14 protein-coding genes are annotated in these 14,982 nt (G+C 67.9%); all 14 read left to right on the top strand.

Annotation, left to right across the window (positions count from 1 at the left end):
• Positions 1 to 16 precede the first annotated feature (16 nt).
• Positions 17 to 1,000: a PDR/VanB family oxidoreductase gene (locus tag BLS74_RS29345; RefSeq protein ID WP_093110822.1), complete on the top strand. Its 984-nt coding sequence runs from the start codon at positions 17 to 19 to the stop codon at positions 998 to 1,000.
• Between the two features lie 15 nt (positions 1,001 to 1,015).
• Positions 1,016 to 2,329: an aromatic ring-hydroxylating dioxygenase subunit alpha gene (locus tag BLS74_RS29350; protein WP_093110825.1), complete on the top strand. Its 1,314-nt coding sequence runs from the start codon at positions 1,016 to 1,018 to the stop codon at positions 2,327 to 2,329.
• Positions 2,329 to 2,808 (top strand): aromatic-ring-hydroxylating dioxygenase subunit beta, encoded by a 480-nt coding sequence (locus tag BLS74_RS29355; protein ID WP_093110827.1) that lies wholly within the window; start codon positions 2,329 to 2,331, stop codon positions 2,806 to 2,808. Before BLS74_RS29350 ends, BLS74_RS29355 begins: the two co-directional genes overlap by 1 nt.
• Positions 2,809 to 2,815: 7 nt before the next feature.
• Positions 2,816 to 4,438, top strand: coding sequence for an AMP-binding protein (locus BLS74_RS29360; protein ID WP_093110829.1), 1,623 nt, complete (start codon positions 2,816 to 2,818; stop codon positions 4,436 to 4,438).
• The gene (locus tag BLS74_RS29365) at positions 4,435 to 5,604 is read left to right on the top strand and encodes a thiolase family protein (protein ID WP_093110831.1); all 1,170 of its coding nucleotides are present in this window, start codon (positions 4,435 to 4,437) and stop codon (positions 5,602 to 5,604) included. The genes BLS74_RS29360 and BLS74_RS29365 overlap by 4 nt, the downstream gene beginning before the upstream one ends.
• A complete protein-coding gene (locus BLS74_RS29370) occupies positions 5,601 to 6,851 on the top strand; it encodes an SDR family NAD(P)-dependent oxidoreductase (protein WP_093110833.1) in 1,251 nt (416 codons plus the stop codon). The genes BLS74_RS29365 and BLS74_RS29370 overlap by 4 nt, the downstream gene beginning before the upstream one ends.
• A gap of 1 nt (position 6,852) precedes the next feature.
• A complete protein-coding gene (locus BLS74_RS29375; protein WP_093110835.1) occupies positions 6,853 to 7,665 on the top strand; it encodes a cyclase family protein in 813 nt (270 codons plus the stop codon).
• Entirely contained in the window at positions 7,662 to 8,393 is a 732-nt protein-coding gene (locus BLS74_RS29380; RefSeq protein ID WP_093110837.1) for an SDR family NAD(P)-dependent oxidoreductase, read from the top strand. Before BLS74_RS29375 ends, BLS74_RS29380 begins: the two co-directional genes overlap by 4 nt.
• A 133-nt stretch (positions 8,394 to 8,526) precedes the next feature.
• Positions 8,527 to 9,684 carry an ABC transporter substrate-binding protein gene (locus BLS74_RS29385; RefSeq protein ID WP_093110839.1) on the top strand — a complete coding sequence of 386 codons (1,158 nt, stop codon included), beginning with the start codon at positions 8,527 to 8,529 and terminating at the stop codon, positions 9,682 to 9,684.
• Position 9,685: 1 nt separating this feature from the next.
• The gene (locus BLS74_RS29390; protein ID WP_093110841.1) at positions 9,686 to 10,828 is read left to right on the top strand and encodes an ABC transporter substrate-binding protein; all 1,143 of its coding nucleotides are present in this window, start codon (positions 9,686 to 9,688) and stop codon (positions 10,826 to 10,828) included.
• Positions 10,829 to 10,835: 7 nt separating this feature from the next.
• Positions 10,836 to 12,152 (top strand): aromatic ring-hydroxylating dioxygenase subunit alpha, encoded by a 1,317-nt coding sequence (locus BLS74_RS29395; protein ID WP_093110843.1) that lies wholly within the window; start codon positions 10,836 to 10,838, stop codon positions 12,150 to 12,152.
• Positions 12,149 to 12,619 (top strand): aromatic-ring-hydroxylating dioxygenase subunit beta, encoded by a 471-nt coding sequence (locus BLS74_RS29400; protein ID WP_170855765.1) that lies wholly within the window; start codon positions 12,149 to 12,151, stop codon positions 12,617 to 12,619. Before BLS74_RS29395 ends, BLS74_RS29400 begins: the two co-directional genes overlap by 4 nt.
• Positions 12,620 to 12,657: 38 nt before the next feature.
• Positions 12,658 to 13,815, top strand: coding sequence for an ABC transporter substrate-binding protein (locus BLS74_RS29405; RefSeq protein ID WP_093110844.1), 1,158 nt, complete (start codon positions 12,658 to 12,660; stop codon positions 13,813 to 13,815).
• Between the two features lie 41 nt (positions 13,816 to 13,856).
• On the top strand, positions 13,857 to 14,912 hold the full coding sequence (locus tag BLS74_RS29410; RefSeq protein ID WP_093110846.1) for a branched-chain amino acid ABC transporter permease: 1,056 nt from the start codon (positions 13,857 to 13,859) through the stop codon (positions 14,910 to 14,912).
• Positions 14,913 to 14,982 lie beyond the last annotated feature (70 nt).

Raw genomic sequence — 14,982 nt, forward strand, 5'->3', positions numbered from 1 at the left:
AAGGGATGCGAACACCATGACCGCCACCCTCCAACTGCGCGTCGTCGAGGCGCGCGAACTGAATCCGCTGATCCGGATGCTGCGCCTGAAGGCCGACGATGGCAGCGCCTTGCCGGGCTATGCCGCCGGCGCCCACATCCGCGTCCAGGTGGCATTGCCCGACGGCACGCAGGACTGGCGCCACTACTCGCTCATCAACTTCGCGACCGCGCGCAACGCCACCAACGCGCCCGCGGAGTACCGGATCGCTGTGCGCAAGGAGGCCGATGGCCGCGGCGGCTCGCGCTTCATGCACGAGCAATTGAAAGAGGGCGATCTCCTCACCATCGAAGCGCCGAAGAACGACTTCCCGCTGCACACCGGCCCTGGCGGCACGGTGCTGGTCGCGGGTGGCATCGGCGTCACGCCGCTTGCGAGCATGGCCGCACGCCGCCGGGCCGAAGACGCGCCCGTGCGCATGCACTACGCGGGCCGCAGCCAGGAGCTGATGGCCTTCCTGCCGGAGCTGCGGGCGTTGCTGGGCGAAGATCTTCGCGTCCACGCCGACGCCGAAGCCGGCGGACCGCTCGACATCGACGCCTTGCTCGACGACTGCCCGGCAGGCGACCGCCTCTATGTCTGCGGCCCCAAGGTGATGCTCGATGCCGTGCTGGCCCGCACCCAGGCCCGCGGCTGGGAACACGATCGCGTGCACTTCGAACTCTTCACCACCTCGGTGGCCGAGGAGGGCGACCAGGCTTTCGAGGTGGAACTGGCGCAATCGGGCCAGCGCTTTACGGTTCCGGCCGATCAGAGCATCCTCGACTGCCTGATCGAGCACGGCTGCGATCCCATGTTCGATTGCAAGCGCGGCGAATGCGGCGTGTGCACGACGGCCGTGCTCGAGGGCGAGATCGACCATCGTGACTACGTGCTGAGCGCGCGCGAAAAGGCGGAAGGCAACGTCATGCAGATCTGCATCTCGCGCGCCAAGGGGCCGCGGCTGGTGCTGGACATCTGAAGGAGCAGCAGGAACATGACTTCGTACCGAGGCAACCCCGATGCCGTGCGCGCGCTGGTCCAGGCCGACCGCGTGCACCGCGACCTGTACACCAGCCAGGAGCTGTTCGAGCTGGAGCAGGAGCACTTTTTCGCCAACACCTGGAACTACGCCGGGCACGAAAGCCAGCTTCCCAAGCCGGGCGACTGGATCAGCAACGAGATCGCCGGCCGGCCGCTGATCATCGTGCGCCACACCGACGGCTCGGTGCGCGCCATGATGAACCGCTGCGCGCACAAGGGCTCGCGGCTGGTGACGGCACCCTGCGGCAACACCGGCAAGTTCTTTCGCTGCCCCTACCACGCCTGGACCTTCAAGACCGACGGCTCGCTGCTCGCAATCCCGCTCAAGAACGGCTATGAAGGCACGCAGCTGCACGAGTGCGAATCGGCCAAGGGCCTGACCACGATCCGCAATGTGCGCAGCTACCGCGGCTTCATCTTCGTCAAGATCAACGACGTGGGGCCGGATTTCGAGGACTACTTCGGCGACTCGCTGAGCTCCATCGACAACATGGCCGACCGTTCGCCCGAGGGCGAGCTCGAGATCGCCGGCGGCTGCCTGCGTTTCATGCACCAGTGCAACTGGAAGATGTTCGTCGAGAACCTCAACGACACCATGCACCCGATGGTGGCGCACGAGTCCTCGGCCGGCACCGCCAAGCGCATGTGGGCCGACAAGCCGGCCGACGAGCCGAAGCCGATGGCCGTCGAGCAGTTCGTGCCCTTCATGTCGGACTACAAGTTCTTCGAGGACATGGGCGTCCGCACCTACGACAACGGTCACAGTTTCACGGGCGTGCACTTCAGCATTCACAGCAAGTACAAGGCGATTCCCGCCTACGACGATGCGATGAAGGCGAAGTACGGCGAGGAGCGCACCGCGCAGATCCTCGGCATGGCGCGGCACAACACCGTGTACTACCCGAACCTCACGATCAAGGGCGCGATCCAGGCGATCCGCGTGGTGAAGCCGATCGCGGTCGACAAGACGCTGATCGAGAGCTGGACCTTCCGCCTGAAGGGCGCGCCGCCCGAGCTGCTCGCGCGCACCACCATGTACAACCGGCTCATCAACTCGCCCTTCTCGGTCGTCGGCCACGACGACCTGCAGGCCTACCGCGGCATCCAGGCCGGGCTGCATGCGAGCGGCAACGAGTGGGTCAGCTTGCATCGCAACTACGACCCTGCCGAGCTGGCCGGTGGCGAGATCACGACAGGCGGAACCAACGAACTGCCGATGCGCAACCAGTACAGAAGCTGGGCGCGCTACATGACGGAGACCATGTGATGGCCGTCACCCACCAGGACCTGATCGACTTCGTCGTCCACGAGTCGCGCATGCTCGACGCCAAGCGCTTCGACGAGTGGAATGCGCTCTTCACCGACGATGCCTACTACTGGGTGCCGCTGGTGCCAGACCAGGAAGACGGCATCAACCACACATCGCATCTCTACGAAGACAAGCTTCTACGCGACCTGCGCGTCGAGCGTCTCAAGAGCCCGCGTGCGTTCTCTCAGCAGCCGCCGAGCCGCTGCCATCACCTGCTGCAGACGCCCACGGTCGAGGAGTTCGACGAGGTCGGCAATCGCTATGTGCTGCGCACCGAGTTCCACTACACCGAATCGCAGGGCGACGAACTGCAGTTCTACGTCGGCACCTTCTTCCATCACCTCAGCGTGGTAGACGGCGCCTTGCGCATGACGCAGAAGCGCGTCAACCTGCTCAACTGCGACGCGGCCCTGCCGGCCGTGCAGCTCTTCATCTAGGGACGCGATGCACGCCACCGTCCACAACGTCTTCTCTGCCACCGCGGCGCGCACGCCGGAGGCCGAGTTCCTGTTCACCGAATCGGTGACCGCCAAGGCCTACGGCATCGCCGCCGGTGCCATCCGCTGGGGCGAGGCCGCGGCAGCGGTCGAACGCCTGCGCGTGGCCTATGCAGAGGCGGGCTATGGCCATGGCCACCGCGTCGGCCTGCTGCTGGAGAACCGGCCGGCCTTCCTGTTCCACTGGTTCGCGCTCAACGCACTGGGTGTGAGCGTGGTGCCGATCAACGCCGAGATGCGCTCCGCCGAGCTGGTTTACCTGATCGGCCACAGCGAGATCGGCCTGGCCGTGACCCTGCCCGAGCGCGCGGCCGATCTGCGCGCCGCGGCGGCGCAGACCGGCGTCGCTTTCGCAACCATGGGGCCCGACGACGAAGTGCCGCCCGCGCGCACGGCTGCGCCGCGTGTCGACGAAGCGATCGGCCCCGAGACCGAATGCGGCCTGCTCTACACCTCGGGCACCACCGGCCGGCCCAAGGGCTGCATCCTGAGCAACGCCTACTTCCTGCGCGCCGGCGAGTGGTATGCCGCGCTCGACGGCGTGTGCGGCATCCGGCGCGATGCGGAGCGCGTCATCACGCCGCTGCCGCTCAATCACATGAACGCGATGGCCTTCTCGACCATGGTGGTGCTGGTCGCCGGCGGCTGCCTGGTGCAGCTCGATCGCTTCCATCCGAAGACCTGGCTGGCGAGCGTGCGCGAAAGCGGCGCCACCATCGCGCACTACCTGGGCGTGATGCCGGCCATGCTGCTGTCGGCACCCGAGTCGGCAGCCGACAAGGACCACGCGATTCGCTGGGGCTTCGGCGCCGGCGTCGACCGCAAGAACCACGCGCCCTTCGAGGCCCGCTTCGGTTTCCCGCTGGTCGAGGCCTGGGCCATGACCGAAACCGGCGCCGCCGCCTGCGTGATGGCGAATCGCGAGCCGCGGCTGGTGGGCACGAGCTGCTTCGGCCGGCAGGAGGAGTTCGTCGAGATTCGCCTCGTGGACGACGCAGGCCAGGATGCGATCGGCGACGCACCGGGCGAACTGCTGGTGCGCTCCGCCGGCGAAGACCCGAGGCGCTATTTCTTCTCCGGCTACCTGAAGGACGAGGAAGCCACACGCGAGGCCTGGGCCGGCGGCTGGTTCCATACCGGCGATCTCGTGCGGCGCGATGCGGACGGCAACTTCTTCTTCGTCGATCGCAAGAAGAACGTGATCCGCCGCAGCGGCGAGAACATCTCGGCGGTCGAGGTCGAGAGCGTGCTGAACCAGCATCCGGCCGTGAAGACCTCGGCCGTCGCCGCGACGCCCGATGCGGTGCGCGGCGACGAGGTGCTGGCCTGCATCGTGGTGCGCGAGCAGGTCGACGCATCGGAGCGCGCGCAGATCGCGGCCAGCATCGTCGAGCATGCGCTGGCGCAGCTGGCCTACTACAAGGCACCGGGCTACGTGGCTTTCGTCGACGCGCTGCCGCTCACGGCTTCGCAGAAGATCCAGCGCGGGCAGTTGCGTGAACTGGCGCAGGCGCTGCCGGGGCAGGGCCATTGCATCGACACCCGCGCCATGAAAAAGAGGCACGCATGACGCGCCGGCAGTCCTACGAAGGCGTCGCGGTGGCCGTGCCCATCACCGTGCCCTATGTGCGCTACTCGACGCGCACCGCGCACTGGTTCATCGGGCAGGCGCTCGAGGCGCTGGTGCAAGCCAGCGGCGTGCCGAAGGAGCAGATCGACGGCTTGTGCCTCAGCAGTTTCTCGCTTGTGCCGGACACGGCGGTGGGTGTGACGCAGCACCTGGGCCTCTCGCCGCGCTGGCTCGACCACATGCCGACCGGCGGCGCATCCGGGGTGATGTGCCTGCGCCGCGCGGCGCGTGCGGTGCAGGCCGGCGATGCCGACATCGTGGCCTGCGTCGGCGCCGATACCAACCACGTCGACTCTTTCCGCCAGACGCTGGGCAGCTTCAGCAACTTCGCGCGCGACGCGAGCTACCCCTACGGCTCGGGCGGGCCGAATTCCATCTTCGCGATGATCACCGCCAACTACATGCGCACCTTCGGCGCGAAGCGCGAGGACTTCGGCCGCATCGCGGTGGACCAGCGCACCAACGCACTGGGCAATCCGCATGCGATGTTCAAGAAGCCGCTCACGCTCGACGAGTACATAGGCGCACGGCCGATCTCCGACCCGATCCACCTGTTCGACTGCGTGATGCCCTGCGCGGGCGCCGAGGCCTTCCTCGTGATGAGCGAAGAGCGCGCACGCGACCTCGGGCTGGCGCACGCCGTGATCCGCGGCGCGATCGAGCGGCACAACGCCTTTGCCGACGACCCGGTGATGGTGCGCGGCGGCTGGCTGAAGGACCGCGACGACCTCTACGCGCAGGCCGGCGTGCGGCCCGCCGCGCTCGATTTCGTCCAGACCTACGACGACTATCCCGTCATCGTGATGATGCAGTTCGAGGACCTGGGTTTCTGCGAGAAGGGCGAGGGCCCGGACTTCGTGCGCGCAAACACGATGACCTTCGACGGCAGCTTTCCCAACAACACCAGCGGCGGGCAGCTCTCCGCCGGCCAGGCAGGCGCGGCGGGAGGCTTCCTCGGCTTGGTGGAAGCGATCCGCCAGCTGACCGACACGGCCGGGCCGCGCACGGTGCCCGATGCGCAGCTCGGCCTGGTCGCGGGCTTCGGCATGGTGACCTACGACCGCTGCCTTTGCACCGGCGCCGTGATCCTGGGGAGATCGGAATGACCATGCCCCTGATGCGCCCCAAGCGCAAGAACCCGGTCCTGCGCACGCGGCAGATGAACCTGCCGCCCTGGGCGCGCGGCCGCGTCGCGCTGGGCATCACGGCCGCGGCGGCCGAGGGCCGCTTCGAGCTGCAGACCTGCGAGGACTGCGGCACGGTGCAGTACCCGCCGCGCGAGGCCTGCCACAAGTGCCTCTCGCCGCGCCTGCACTGGCGCGAGCAGAGCGGAGAGGGCGAGCTCATCAGCAGCACCACGCTGCATCACAGCAACGACCTGTTCTTCCGCGAGCGCCTGCCCTGGCGGCTGGGCCTGGTGCATCTCGATACCGGCCCGACGCTGATGGTGCACCTGCACGGCGAGGTGGGCGAGGCGCCGGCGCGCGTGCGTGTCGGCGCCCGGCTCGACCGCGCGGGACAGGCCGTCCTCATTGGTTTTCCGAACGAAGGGAGTGCCCATATGGCCGACGACAAGATGCTGCGCGAGATGACCAGCGACCCGAAGTTCCGCAAGGCGCTGGTCACCGACGGCAAGACCGAAGTGGGGCAGGCCATCGTGCGTGCGCTGGTCAAGGCCGGTGCCGACATCGTGTGGGTCGGCCATGCCGAACCGTGGAAGAAGATGGGCGGCCTGGAAGACATCACGGCGCTGCCGCAGGTCACGCTGGTGCCGCTGGACCTGACCAACGGCCGCTCGGTGAGCGAGCTGGCCGGCGAGATCGGCGGCAAGGTCGACATCGTGATCAACAACGCCGAGGTGCATCGCAACTTCGGCATCGGCGCGCGCCGTGGTACCGACGTCGCCAAGGCCGAGATGGACATCAACTACTTCGGCCTGCTGCGGCTGGCGCAGGAGTTCGGCCCGGCGCTCAAGGGGCGCTCGGCGGACGGCGTGAGCAGTGCGACGGCCTGGGTCAACCTGCTGTCGATCTATGCGCTTTCCAACTTCCCGCCGCACGGCACCTTCAGCGCATCCAAGGCCGCGGCCTATTCGCTCGCCCAATGCCTACGCGCCGAGATGCGGCCGGCCGGCATCCGCGTGATCAACCTGTTCCCCGGGCCGATCGACGACGAGTGGAATCAGCACATGCCGCCGCCGAAGCTGGCGCCGAGTGCGCTGGCCAATGCGATCGTCAAGGCGCTGCGCGACGGCGTCGAGGACGTCTACCCGGGCGACGTGGCGCAGGAGTGGCTGGAGCGCTGGCGCGACAACCCGAAGGTGCTCGAACGCGAACTCGCAGCTGGAGGATGAGATGACGACCACCACCGAACTGATGTCCACCGCCGAGATCCTCGGCGGCCTCGTGAGCGCGATGGCCACAGGCCGCATCCGCGTGATCGACCTCACGCAGACGCTTTCGCCCGAGTTCCCGCAGATCGCGCTGCCGCCCGAGATGGGCCAGTGCTGGCCCTTCCGCATCGAGGAAGTGTCGAAGTACGACGAGCGCGGACCCGGCTGGTACTGGAACAACTTCTCCTGCGGCGAGCACACGGGCACGCACTTCGATGCGCCGATCCACTGGATCTCGGGCCGTGACCTGCCGAACAACTCGGTCGACACGATTCCGGTGCAGCACTTCGTGGCGCCGGCCTGCGTGATCGACTGTTCCGCCCAATCGGCTACCGATCCCGATTACCTGCTGACGGTGGAAGACATCGAGCGCTACGAGGCCAAGCACGGCCGCATCCCGAAAGGCGCCTGGGCGCTGATGCGCACCGACTGGTCGAAGCGCCAGGACCCCGAGGCGTACCAGAACTTCGACGAGACCGGGCAGCACACGCCGGGTCCGAGCACCGAGGCCGTGCGCTTCCTGGTCGAGCAGCGCGACGTGCTGGGCTTCGGCTCCGAAGCCATCGGCACCGATGCCGGCCAGGGCTACCACCTGCGCCCGCCCTATCCCTGCCACTACTACATGCACGGCGCCGGGCGCTACGGGCTGCAGTGCCTCAGCAATCTCGACCTGCTGCCACCGGCCGGCGCGGTGCTGATCTGCCCGCCGCTCAAGATCGAGAAGGGCAGCGGCAGCCCCTTGCGCGTGCTGGCGCTGGTGGGGGCGGCACCATGAATCTCACGCATCCCGTCGCCGCCGTGACCGGCGGCAGTGCCGGCATCGGCAAGGCCATCTGCGCGGACCTGCTCGCGCAGGGCTACGAGGTGGTGTCGCTGGCGCGGCGCCGCTGCGAGATCGACCATCCCAAGCTGCACAGCATCGAGGTCGACCTGATGGACCGTGCCGCCACCGCCGAAGCCGCGCGCGAGATGGCGCGTCGCTTCGAGGTGACGACCGTGGTCCACAACGCCGGCGTGATCCGGCCCGCGCTGCTCGCGGACGTGAAGCTCGATGACCTGGACGCGCTGGCCGAGTTGCATCTGGGCTGCGCGATCCAGCTGGTGCAGACGGCCTTGCCCGCGATGCGCGCGGAACGCTTCGGCCGCGTGGTGCTGCTGTCCTCGCGCGCGGCGGTCGGCCTGGCCACGCGAACGAACTATTCGGCCACCAAGGCCGGCATGCTGGGCATGGCGCGCACCTGGGCGCTGGAGCTTGCGGCCGACGGCATCACGGTGAACGTGGTGGCGCCGGGGCCGATCCGCACCGACATGTTCTACGACGTGGTGGAGGCCGGCAGCGAGAAGGAACGCGCGCTCGCGGCCTCGGTGCCGGTGCAGCGCCTCGGCGAATCCTCCGACGTGGCACGGGCCGTGCGTTTCTTCGTCGACCCGGCCAACAGCTTCGTCACCGGCCAGGTTCTTTATGTGTGCGGCGGCACCAGTGTGGGCAGTCTCGCGCTGTAGCGGTGCATCGCGCGCCAAACGCAAAACCTCTCGTTGTCTCCCTTGTCATTGCACCATCGTCTCGCTAGTATTGTTTAGGTCTAAACATTTCATAAATCATGTTAAGACTCAGCTCAACCCCTGGAGGATCGTCATGAAAGTTCCAAGCCCCATCCGCGCCCTGGCGGGCATCGTCCTCGGCATCGGTGCATTGAGCGCCGCGAGTGCCTGGGCTGCCGACTACAAGGTCGGCTTCATCACCTCGCTCTCGGGGCCGGTGTCTTCGCTGGGCATTCCCTACGAGAAGGGGATGAAGGCCGCGCTGGCCTACAAGTCCGAAGTGGGCGGTCGCAAGATCCAGCTGGTGCAGCTCGACGATGCGTCGGATCCGTCCACCGCGGCGCGCAATGCGCGCAAGATGATCGACGAGGACAAGGTCGACGTCATCATCGGCACGGCCGGTTCGCCCGGCGCGCTGGCCATCGCGGCCGTGGCGCGCGAAACCAAGACGCCGCTGATCTCGATCGCCAACGCCAACCTGCCCGGCGAGGAGGGCGCCTGGATGGTCACGCTGCCGCAGCCCGCGCCGTTGATGGTGAGCGCGGTGGTCGAGCGCATGAAGAAGTCGGGCGTGAAGACGGTCGGCTACATCGGCTTTTCCGACGCCTGGGGCGACCTGGTCTACGACGCACTGACGAAGAGCGCGGAGCCGGCCGGCATCAAGGTCGTGTCGAACGAGCGCTATGCGCGCGCAGACGCCTCGGTCACCGGCCAGGTGCTGAAGATCGTCGCGCTGCGTCCCGATGCGGTGATCACCGGCACCTCGGGCACGCCGGGCGCGCTGCCCTACCTCGCGCTCTCGGAGCGCGGCTACAAGGGCCAGATCTACGGCATGCATGCGCTGATCAACCCCGACTTCGTGCGCGTGGGCGGCACCTCGGTCGAAGGGCTCCTGGCGCCCACCGGCCCGGTGATCGTGGCCGAGCAGCTGCCCGACTCCAACCCGATCCGCAAGGTCTCGATGGACTTCCGTGCGGCCTACCAGAAGGCCAACGGCGCGGCGCCGACCGATGCCTTCTCGGCCTACACCTTCGACGCCTGGCTGCTCTTCCTCGATGCGGCGCAGCGCGCCAAGGGCGAGCCCGGCACGCCGGCCTACCGTGTGGCGCTGCGCGATGCGATCGTCAGCACCAAGGAGCTGGTGGGCACGCACAGCGTCTACAACTTCAAGCCCGACAACCGCTACGGCTCGGACGAGCGCTCGCGCGTGGTCGTCAAGCTCGAAAAGGGTCAATGGAAGCTGGTCCCCTGAGATGAAGAACATCGCACGTCTTGCCGGCCTCGCGGCCATCGCCCTGGCGGCCGCGCAGGCCGCGGCCGCCGATCTCAAGATCGGCTTCATCAGTTCGCTCTCAGGTCCGATCTCGGCGCTCGGCATCCCCTACGAGAAGGGCATCCGCGCCGCCATCGCCGAGCATCCGATGCTGGCCGGCCGCAAGGTCGAGCTGATCGTGCTCGACGATGCGTCGGACCCCACCACCGCCGGGCGCAATGCGCGCAAGCTGGTGGTGGAGGACAAGGTCGACGTACTGATCGGCACCTCGGGAGTGCCCAGCGCGATGGCCATCGCGGCCGTGGCGCGCGAACTCAACACGCCGCTGATCTCGCCCACGCCGGTCACCATTCCCGGCGCCGAAGGCGCGTGGACCGTGACCGTGTCGCAGCCCTTTCCGCTCATGGTGGCGGGCGTGGTCGAGCGCATGAAGAAGTCGGGCGTGAAGACGGTGGCCTTCATCGGCTTCTCCGACGCGCTGGGCGACCTGGCCTACGACTCGCTCGTGAAGAGCGCAGACGCCGCCGGCATCAAGGTGGTGGCCAACGAACGCTACGCACGCAGCGATTCGTCGGTGGCGGGCCAGGTGCTGAAGATCGTCTCGGGCCGCCCCGATGCGGTGTTCGCCGGCAACTCCGGCACGCCGGGCGCGCTGCCCTACCTCGCACTCGCCGAGCGTGGCTACAAGGGCCAGATCTACGGCACGCACGGCCTGATCAATGCTGACTTCGTGCGCGTCGGCGGCGCATCGATCGAAGGCCTGCAGGTGCCCAGCGGCCCGGTGCTGGTGGCCGACCAGCTCGCTGCGGACAACCCGATCAAGAAGGTGTCGATGAACTTCCGCAGCGCCTACCAGAAGGCGCACGGCGTGATGCCCACCGATGCCTTCTCCTCCTACACCTACGACGCCTACCTGCTGCTGGCCGACGCCGCCTCGCGCACCAAGGGCGAGCCCGGCACTACAGCCTACCGCACGGCGCTGCGCGATGCGATCGTCGGCACGAAGGAGCTGGTGGGCACGCACGGCGTCTACAACTTCAAGCCCGACAACCGCTATGGCTCCGACCAGCGCGCAGTGGTCGTGGTGCGGATGGAAAAGGGCCAGTGGAAGCTGGTTCCCTAGTACGACGATGACCACCTACCGCGACCGGCCCGAAGCGATCCGCGCGCTCGTCCAGGACGATCGCGTGCACCGCGATCTCTACCTGAGCGAGGAGCTGTTCGCGCTCGAGCAGGAGCGCTTCTTCGCCAACACCTGGCTCTACGTCGGCCACGCGAGCCAGGTGCCGAACACCGGAGACTTCTGGTCGCTCGAACTTGCCGGCCGCCCGGTGATGATGGTGCGCCAGCCCGACGGCGCGGTGCGCGTCTTCTACAACCGCTGCGCGCACAAGGGCACTCGACTCGTGACCGACGAGAGCGGCAACACGGGCAAGTTCTTCCGCTGCCCCTACCACGCCTGGACCTACAAGCTCGACGGCGCGCCGCTCGCGATCCCGCTCAAGACCGGCTACGAAGGCACGCGACTGAAGGAATGCGAATCAGGGCAGGGCCTGACCGAACTGAAGCACACGGTCGTCTACCGCGACTTCGTCTTCACGCGCATCGCCGATCGCGGACCGGACTTCGAGGCCTACTTCGGCGAGGTGCTGCAGGCCATCGACAACATGGTCGATCGCTCGCCCGAGGGCCGGCTCACGGCGGGCGGCGGCGTGATGCGCAACATCGTCCATTGCAACTGGAAGATGTACCTCGAGAACATCAACGACACGGTGCATCCGATGTCGACCCACGAGTCGGCCACGCAGGCGGCCGATGCGCTGTGGCAGGGCCGTGCGCCCGACGAACCCAAGCCGATGGCGATGGAGCAGATCCTGCCCTTCGGCTCGGGCTACGACTTCTTCGACAAGATGGGCGGGCGCGTGTTCGCCAACGGCCACAGCGTGCTGGGCGTGAACTTCAGCATCCACTCGAATTACGCGCAGCTGCCCGACTACGAGGCGGCGATGCGCGAGGCGCACGGCGCCGAGCGGGCGATGGAGATCCTGCAGCGTTCGCCGCAGAACTCGGTGCTCTTCCCCAGCCTGTCGGTCAAGGGCTCGCCGCAGGTGATCCGCGTGATCCGCCCGCTGGCCGCGAACCGCACGCTGATCGAGGCCTGGAGCTTCCGCGCCGCCGGTGCGCCGGACCTGCTGTTCGAGCGCGCGATGACCTACAACCGGCTGGTCTTCTCGCCCATGTCGGTGGTGGCGCACGACGACGTGCACCTGTTCGAAAGCATTCAGCAGGGCCTGAAGGCCGAGGGCAACGAATGGGTAAGCCTGCATCGCAACTTCGATACCGCGGAGCTCGGGCAGGAAACGATCACCACCAACGGCACCAACGAGCTGCTGATGCGCAACCAGTTCCGCGCGTGGGCGAAGTACATGGCGGAGCCCGCATCATGACCGACCCCGCAGACTTCATCGCCGCCGAGGCCGCGCTGCTCGACGCCGGCCGCTTCGACGACTGGCTCGCGCTGTTCGCCGAGGACGGCCATTACTGGGTGCCGCTGCAGGGCGCCGCGCAGGCCGATCCGCATCTGCACAACTCGCTGGCCTACGAAGACCGGCTGCTGCTGCAGCTGCGCGTGGACCGCCTGAAGAACCCGCGCGCCCACTCGCAGCATCCGAAGAGCCATTGCCAGCACGTGCTGCAGCGCTCGATCGTGGAGCGCGAGGACGAGGCCACCGGCGAAGTCGCGCTCGCCACGCCCTTCATCTACGTCGAGTCGCGCGGCGAGGAGCAATTGATGCTCGCCGGCACCTGCCGCCACCTGCTCGCGCGCACGCCCGAGGGCTTCGCGATCCGGCAGAAGCGCATCGACCTTCTCAACGCCGGCCGCGCGCTGCCGGCCATCCAGTTGTTCATTTGAGCGAGTTGCTCACCCTTCCACCCACCAGGAGCCACGACATGAAGAGCTTGATGAAGACCTTGGCGCACAGCGCGCTGGCCACGACCCTTGCCGCCGGATTCGCGATGACCGCGCTCGCGGCCGACCTCAAGGTCGGCCTGAGCGTGTCGCTCTCGGGCCCCAACTCCTCGCTCGGCGTGCCCTACGCCAAGGGCATGCAGGCCGCGCTCGCCTACAAGCCGGAGGTCAACGGCCGCAAGATCCAGCTGATCGTGCTCGACGACGGCTCCGACCCGACCACCGCGGGCCGCAATGCGCGCAAGCTGGTCGAGGAGGAGAAGGTCGACGTGCTGATGGGCACCTCCGGCGTGCCCGCCGCGATCGCGATGGCGCAGGTCGGGCGCGATGCCAAGGTGCCGATGATCGGGCTCACGCCGATCCAGCTCGACCCGGCCGAGAACGGCTGGGTCTTCACGGTCGCGCAGCCCACGCAGCTGATGATCGACGCCGTGGTCGAGCGCATGAAGAAGGACGGCATCAAGACCGTGGGCTACATCGGCTTCTCCGATGCCTGGGGCGACCTGGTCTACAACGCCCTGATGAAGGCCGCGCCCGCGGCCGGCATCAAGGTGCTGGGCAACGAGCGCTATGCGCGCGCCGACGCCTCGGTCACCGGCCAGGTGCTGAAGCTGGTCGCCATGCGTCCGGATGCCGTGATGACGGGCGGCGCCGGCACGCCGGGCGCGCTGCCTTTCCTGGCGCTGGCTGAGCGAGGCTTCAAGGGGCCGGTGTACGGCCAGCACGGGCTCATCAACCCCGACTTCGTGCGCGTCGTCGGCGCCTCGGGGCAGGGTGCGCTGATGCCGACCGGCCCGGTGATCGTGGCCGAGCAGCTGCCGGCCAACTACCCGACCAAGAAGATCGCCATGGACTTCCGTGCCGCCTTCCAGAAGGTCAACAACGCGCCGACCAGCGACGCCTACTCGGCCTATTCCTTCGACGGCTGGCTGGTGTTCGCCGATGCCGCGGCGCGCGCCAAGGGCGAGCCAGGCACGCCCGAGTTCAGGCTGTCCCTGCGCGACGCGATCGCCAGCACCAAGGAAGTGGTGGGCACGCACGGCGTCTACAACTTCAAGCCCGGCAATCTCTACGGCGTGGACGAGCGTGCGCGCGTGATCGTCAAGCTGGAGAACGGCCAGTGGAAGCTCGCCAACTGAGCCGGCACTAGCAAGAGCGAGACAAAGCGGAGGACTGTTCAATGACACCGGACGTGGCACTGATCCTGGGCATCGATGGCCTGGCGAATGGCGCTGTTTATCTTCTGGCCGGGCTGGGGCTGGTGCTGATCTTCTCGGTCACCCGCGTGGTCTTCGTGCCCTTCGGCGACGTCGCGGCCTTTGCCGCGCTGTCGCTGGCCGCATTCGAAACCGGGCGCGTGCCGCCCACCATCGGCATGGTGGTGGTGCTCACCGCGCTCGCGCTGGCGACCGAGGTCGCCAGCCTGGTGCGCCGCGGCGAAACGGCGCGCATCCCCAAGGCCCTGCTGGGCTGGGGCGTGCTGCCGCTCATTCCCTGCCTGCTGGCCTGGCTGGCAAGCCGGCCAGGCGTGCCGGCGCCGGTGCACATCGCGGTCGCGGTGCTGCTGGTGGTGCCGATCGCGCCGCTGCTCTCGCGCGTGGTGTTCCAGCCGATCGCCGATGCGTCGGTGCTGGTGCTCCTGATCGTGTCGCTCGCGCTGCACTTCCTGCTCTCGGGCCTGGGCCTGTTGTTCTTCGGCCCCGAAGGCTCGCGCACCCAGCCGCTGGCCGGCGGCTCTCTGCCCCTGGGCGACGGCTTCGCAGTGAGCGGACAGGTGATCCTGATGGTCGGCGCGGCGATCGTGCTCAGCGGCATGTTCTTCCTGGTGTTCGAGCGCACGGTGGCCGGCAAGGCGCTGCGCGCCACCGCCGTCAACCGCGTGGGCGCACGGCTGGTCGGCATCCGGCCGGCGCGCACGGCGCTGCTGGCCTATGGCTGCGCCTCGCTGCTGGCCGGGCTGATCGGCGTGCTGATCGCGCCGGTCACCACCATGTACTACGACTCGGGCTTCATCATCGGCTTGAAGGCCTTCGTGGCGGCGATCATCGGCGGGCTGGTGAGCTATCCGATGACCGCCATCGGCGCGCTGGCGGTAGGGGTGGTCGAGAGCTTCGCCTCCTTCTGGAGCGGCGCGCTGAAGGACGTGATCGTCTTCAGCCTGCTGATCCCGGTGCTGATGCTGCGGTCTTTCCTGAGCGTGCATGCGGAAGAGGAAGAAGAGGAGGTGGACCAATGAGCGCCGCGCCCACACCCGAAGTCGTGCGTCCCGTGTTCGATGAAGCCGCGGGTGCCGCGCGCAAGCCCGC

It is taken from the genome of Variovorax sp. CF079, assembly GCF_900101545.1.
Classification (GTDB): domain Bacteria; phylum Pseudomonadota; class Gammaproteobacteria; order Burkholderiales; family Burkholderiaceae_C; genus Variovorax.

Bases quoted from the DNA above. Each gene is read 5' to 3' on its own strand.
- BLS74_RS29345 (WP_093110822.1), top strand. From the start codon at position 17: ATGACCGCCACCCTCCAACTGCGCGTCGTCGAGGCGCGCGAACTGAAT.
- BLS74_RS29380 (WP_093110837.1), top strand. From the start codon at position 7,662: ATGAATCTCACGCATCCCGTCGCCGCCGTGACCGGCGGCAGTGCCGGC.
- BLS74_RS29395 (WP_093110843.1), top strand. From the start codon at position 10,836: ATGACCACCTACCGCGACCGGCCCGAAGCGATCCGCGCGCTCGTCCAG.
- BLS74_RS29355 (WP_093110827.1), top strand. From the start codon at position 2,329: ATGGCCGTCACCCACCAGGACCTGATCGACTTCGTCGTCCACGAGTCG.
- BLS74_RS29360 (WP_093110829.1), top strand. From the start codon at position 2,816: ATGCACGCCACCGTCCACAACGTCTTCTCTGCCACCGCGGCGCGCACG.
- BLS74_RS29400 (WP_170855765.1), top strand. From the start codon at position 12,149: ATGACCGACCCCGCAGACTTCATCGCCGCCGAGGCCGCGCTGCTCGAC.
- BLS74_RS29385 (WP_093110839.1), top strand. From the start codon at position 8,527: ATGAAAGTTCCAAGCCCCATCCGCGCCCTGGCGGGCATCGTCCTCGGC.
- BLS74_RS29350 (WP_093110825.1), top strand. From the start codon at position 1,016: ATGACTTCGTACCGAGGCAACCCCGATGCCGTGCGCGCGCTGGTCCAG.
- BLS74_RS29370 (WP_093110833.1), top strand. From the start codon at position 5,601: ATGACCATGCCCCTGATGCGCCCCAAGCGCAAGAACCCGGTCCTGCGC.
- BLS74_RS29375 (WP_093110835.1), top strand. From the start codon at position 6,853: ATGACGACCACCACCGAACTGATGTCCACCGCCGAGATCCTCGGCGGC.
- BLS74_RS29365 (WP_093110831.1), top strand. From the start codon at position 4,435: ATGACGCGCCGGCAGTCCTACGAAGGCGTCGCGGTGGCCGTGCCCATC.
- BLS74_RS29405 (WP_093110844.1), top strand. From the start codon at position 12,658: ATGAAGAGCTTGATGAAGACCTTGGCGCACAGCGCGCTGGCCACGACC.
- BLS74_RS29390 (WP_093110841.1), top strand. From the start codon at position 9,686: ATGAAGAACATCGCACGTCTTGCCGGCCTCGCGGCCATCGCCCTGGCG.
- BLS74_RS29410 (WP_093110846.1), top strand. From the start codon at position 13,857: ATGACACCGGACGTGGCACTGATCCTGGGCATCGATGGCCTGGCGAAT.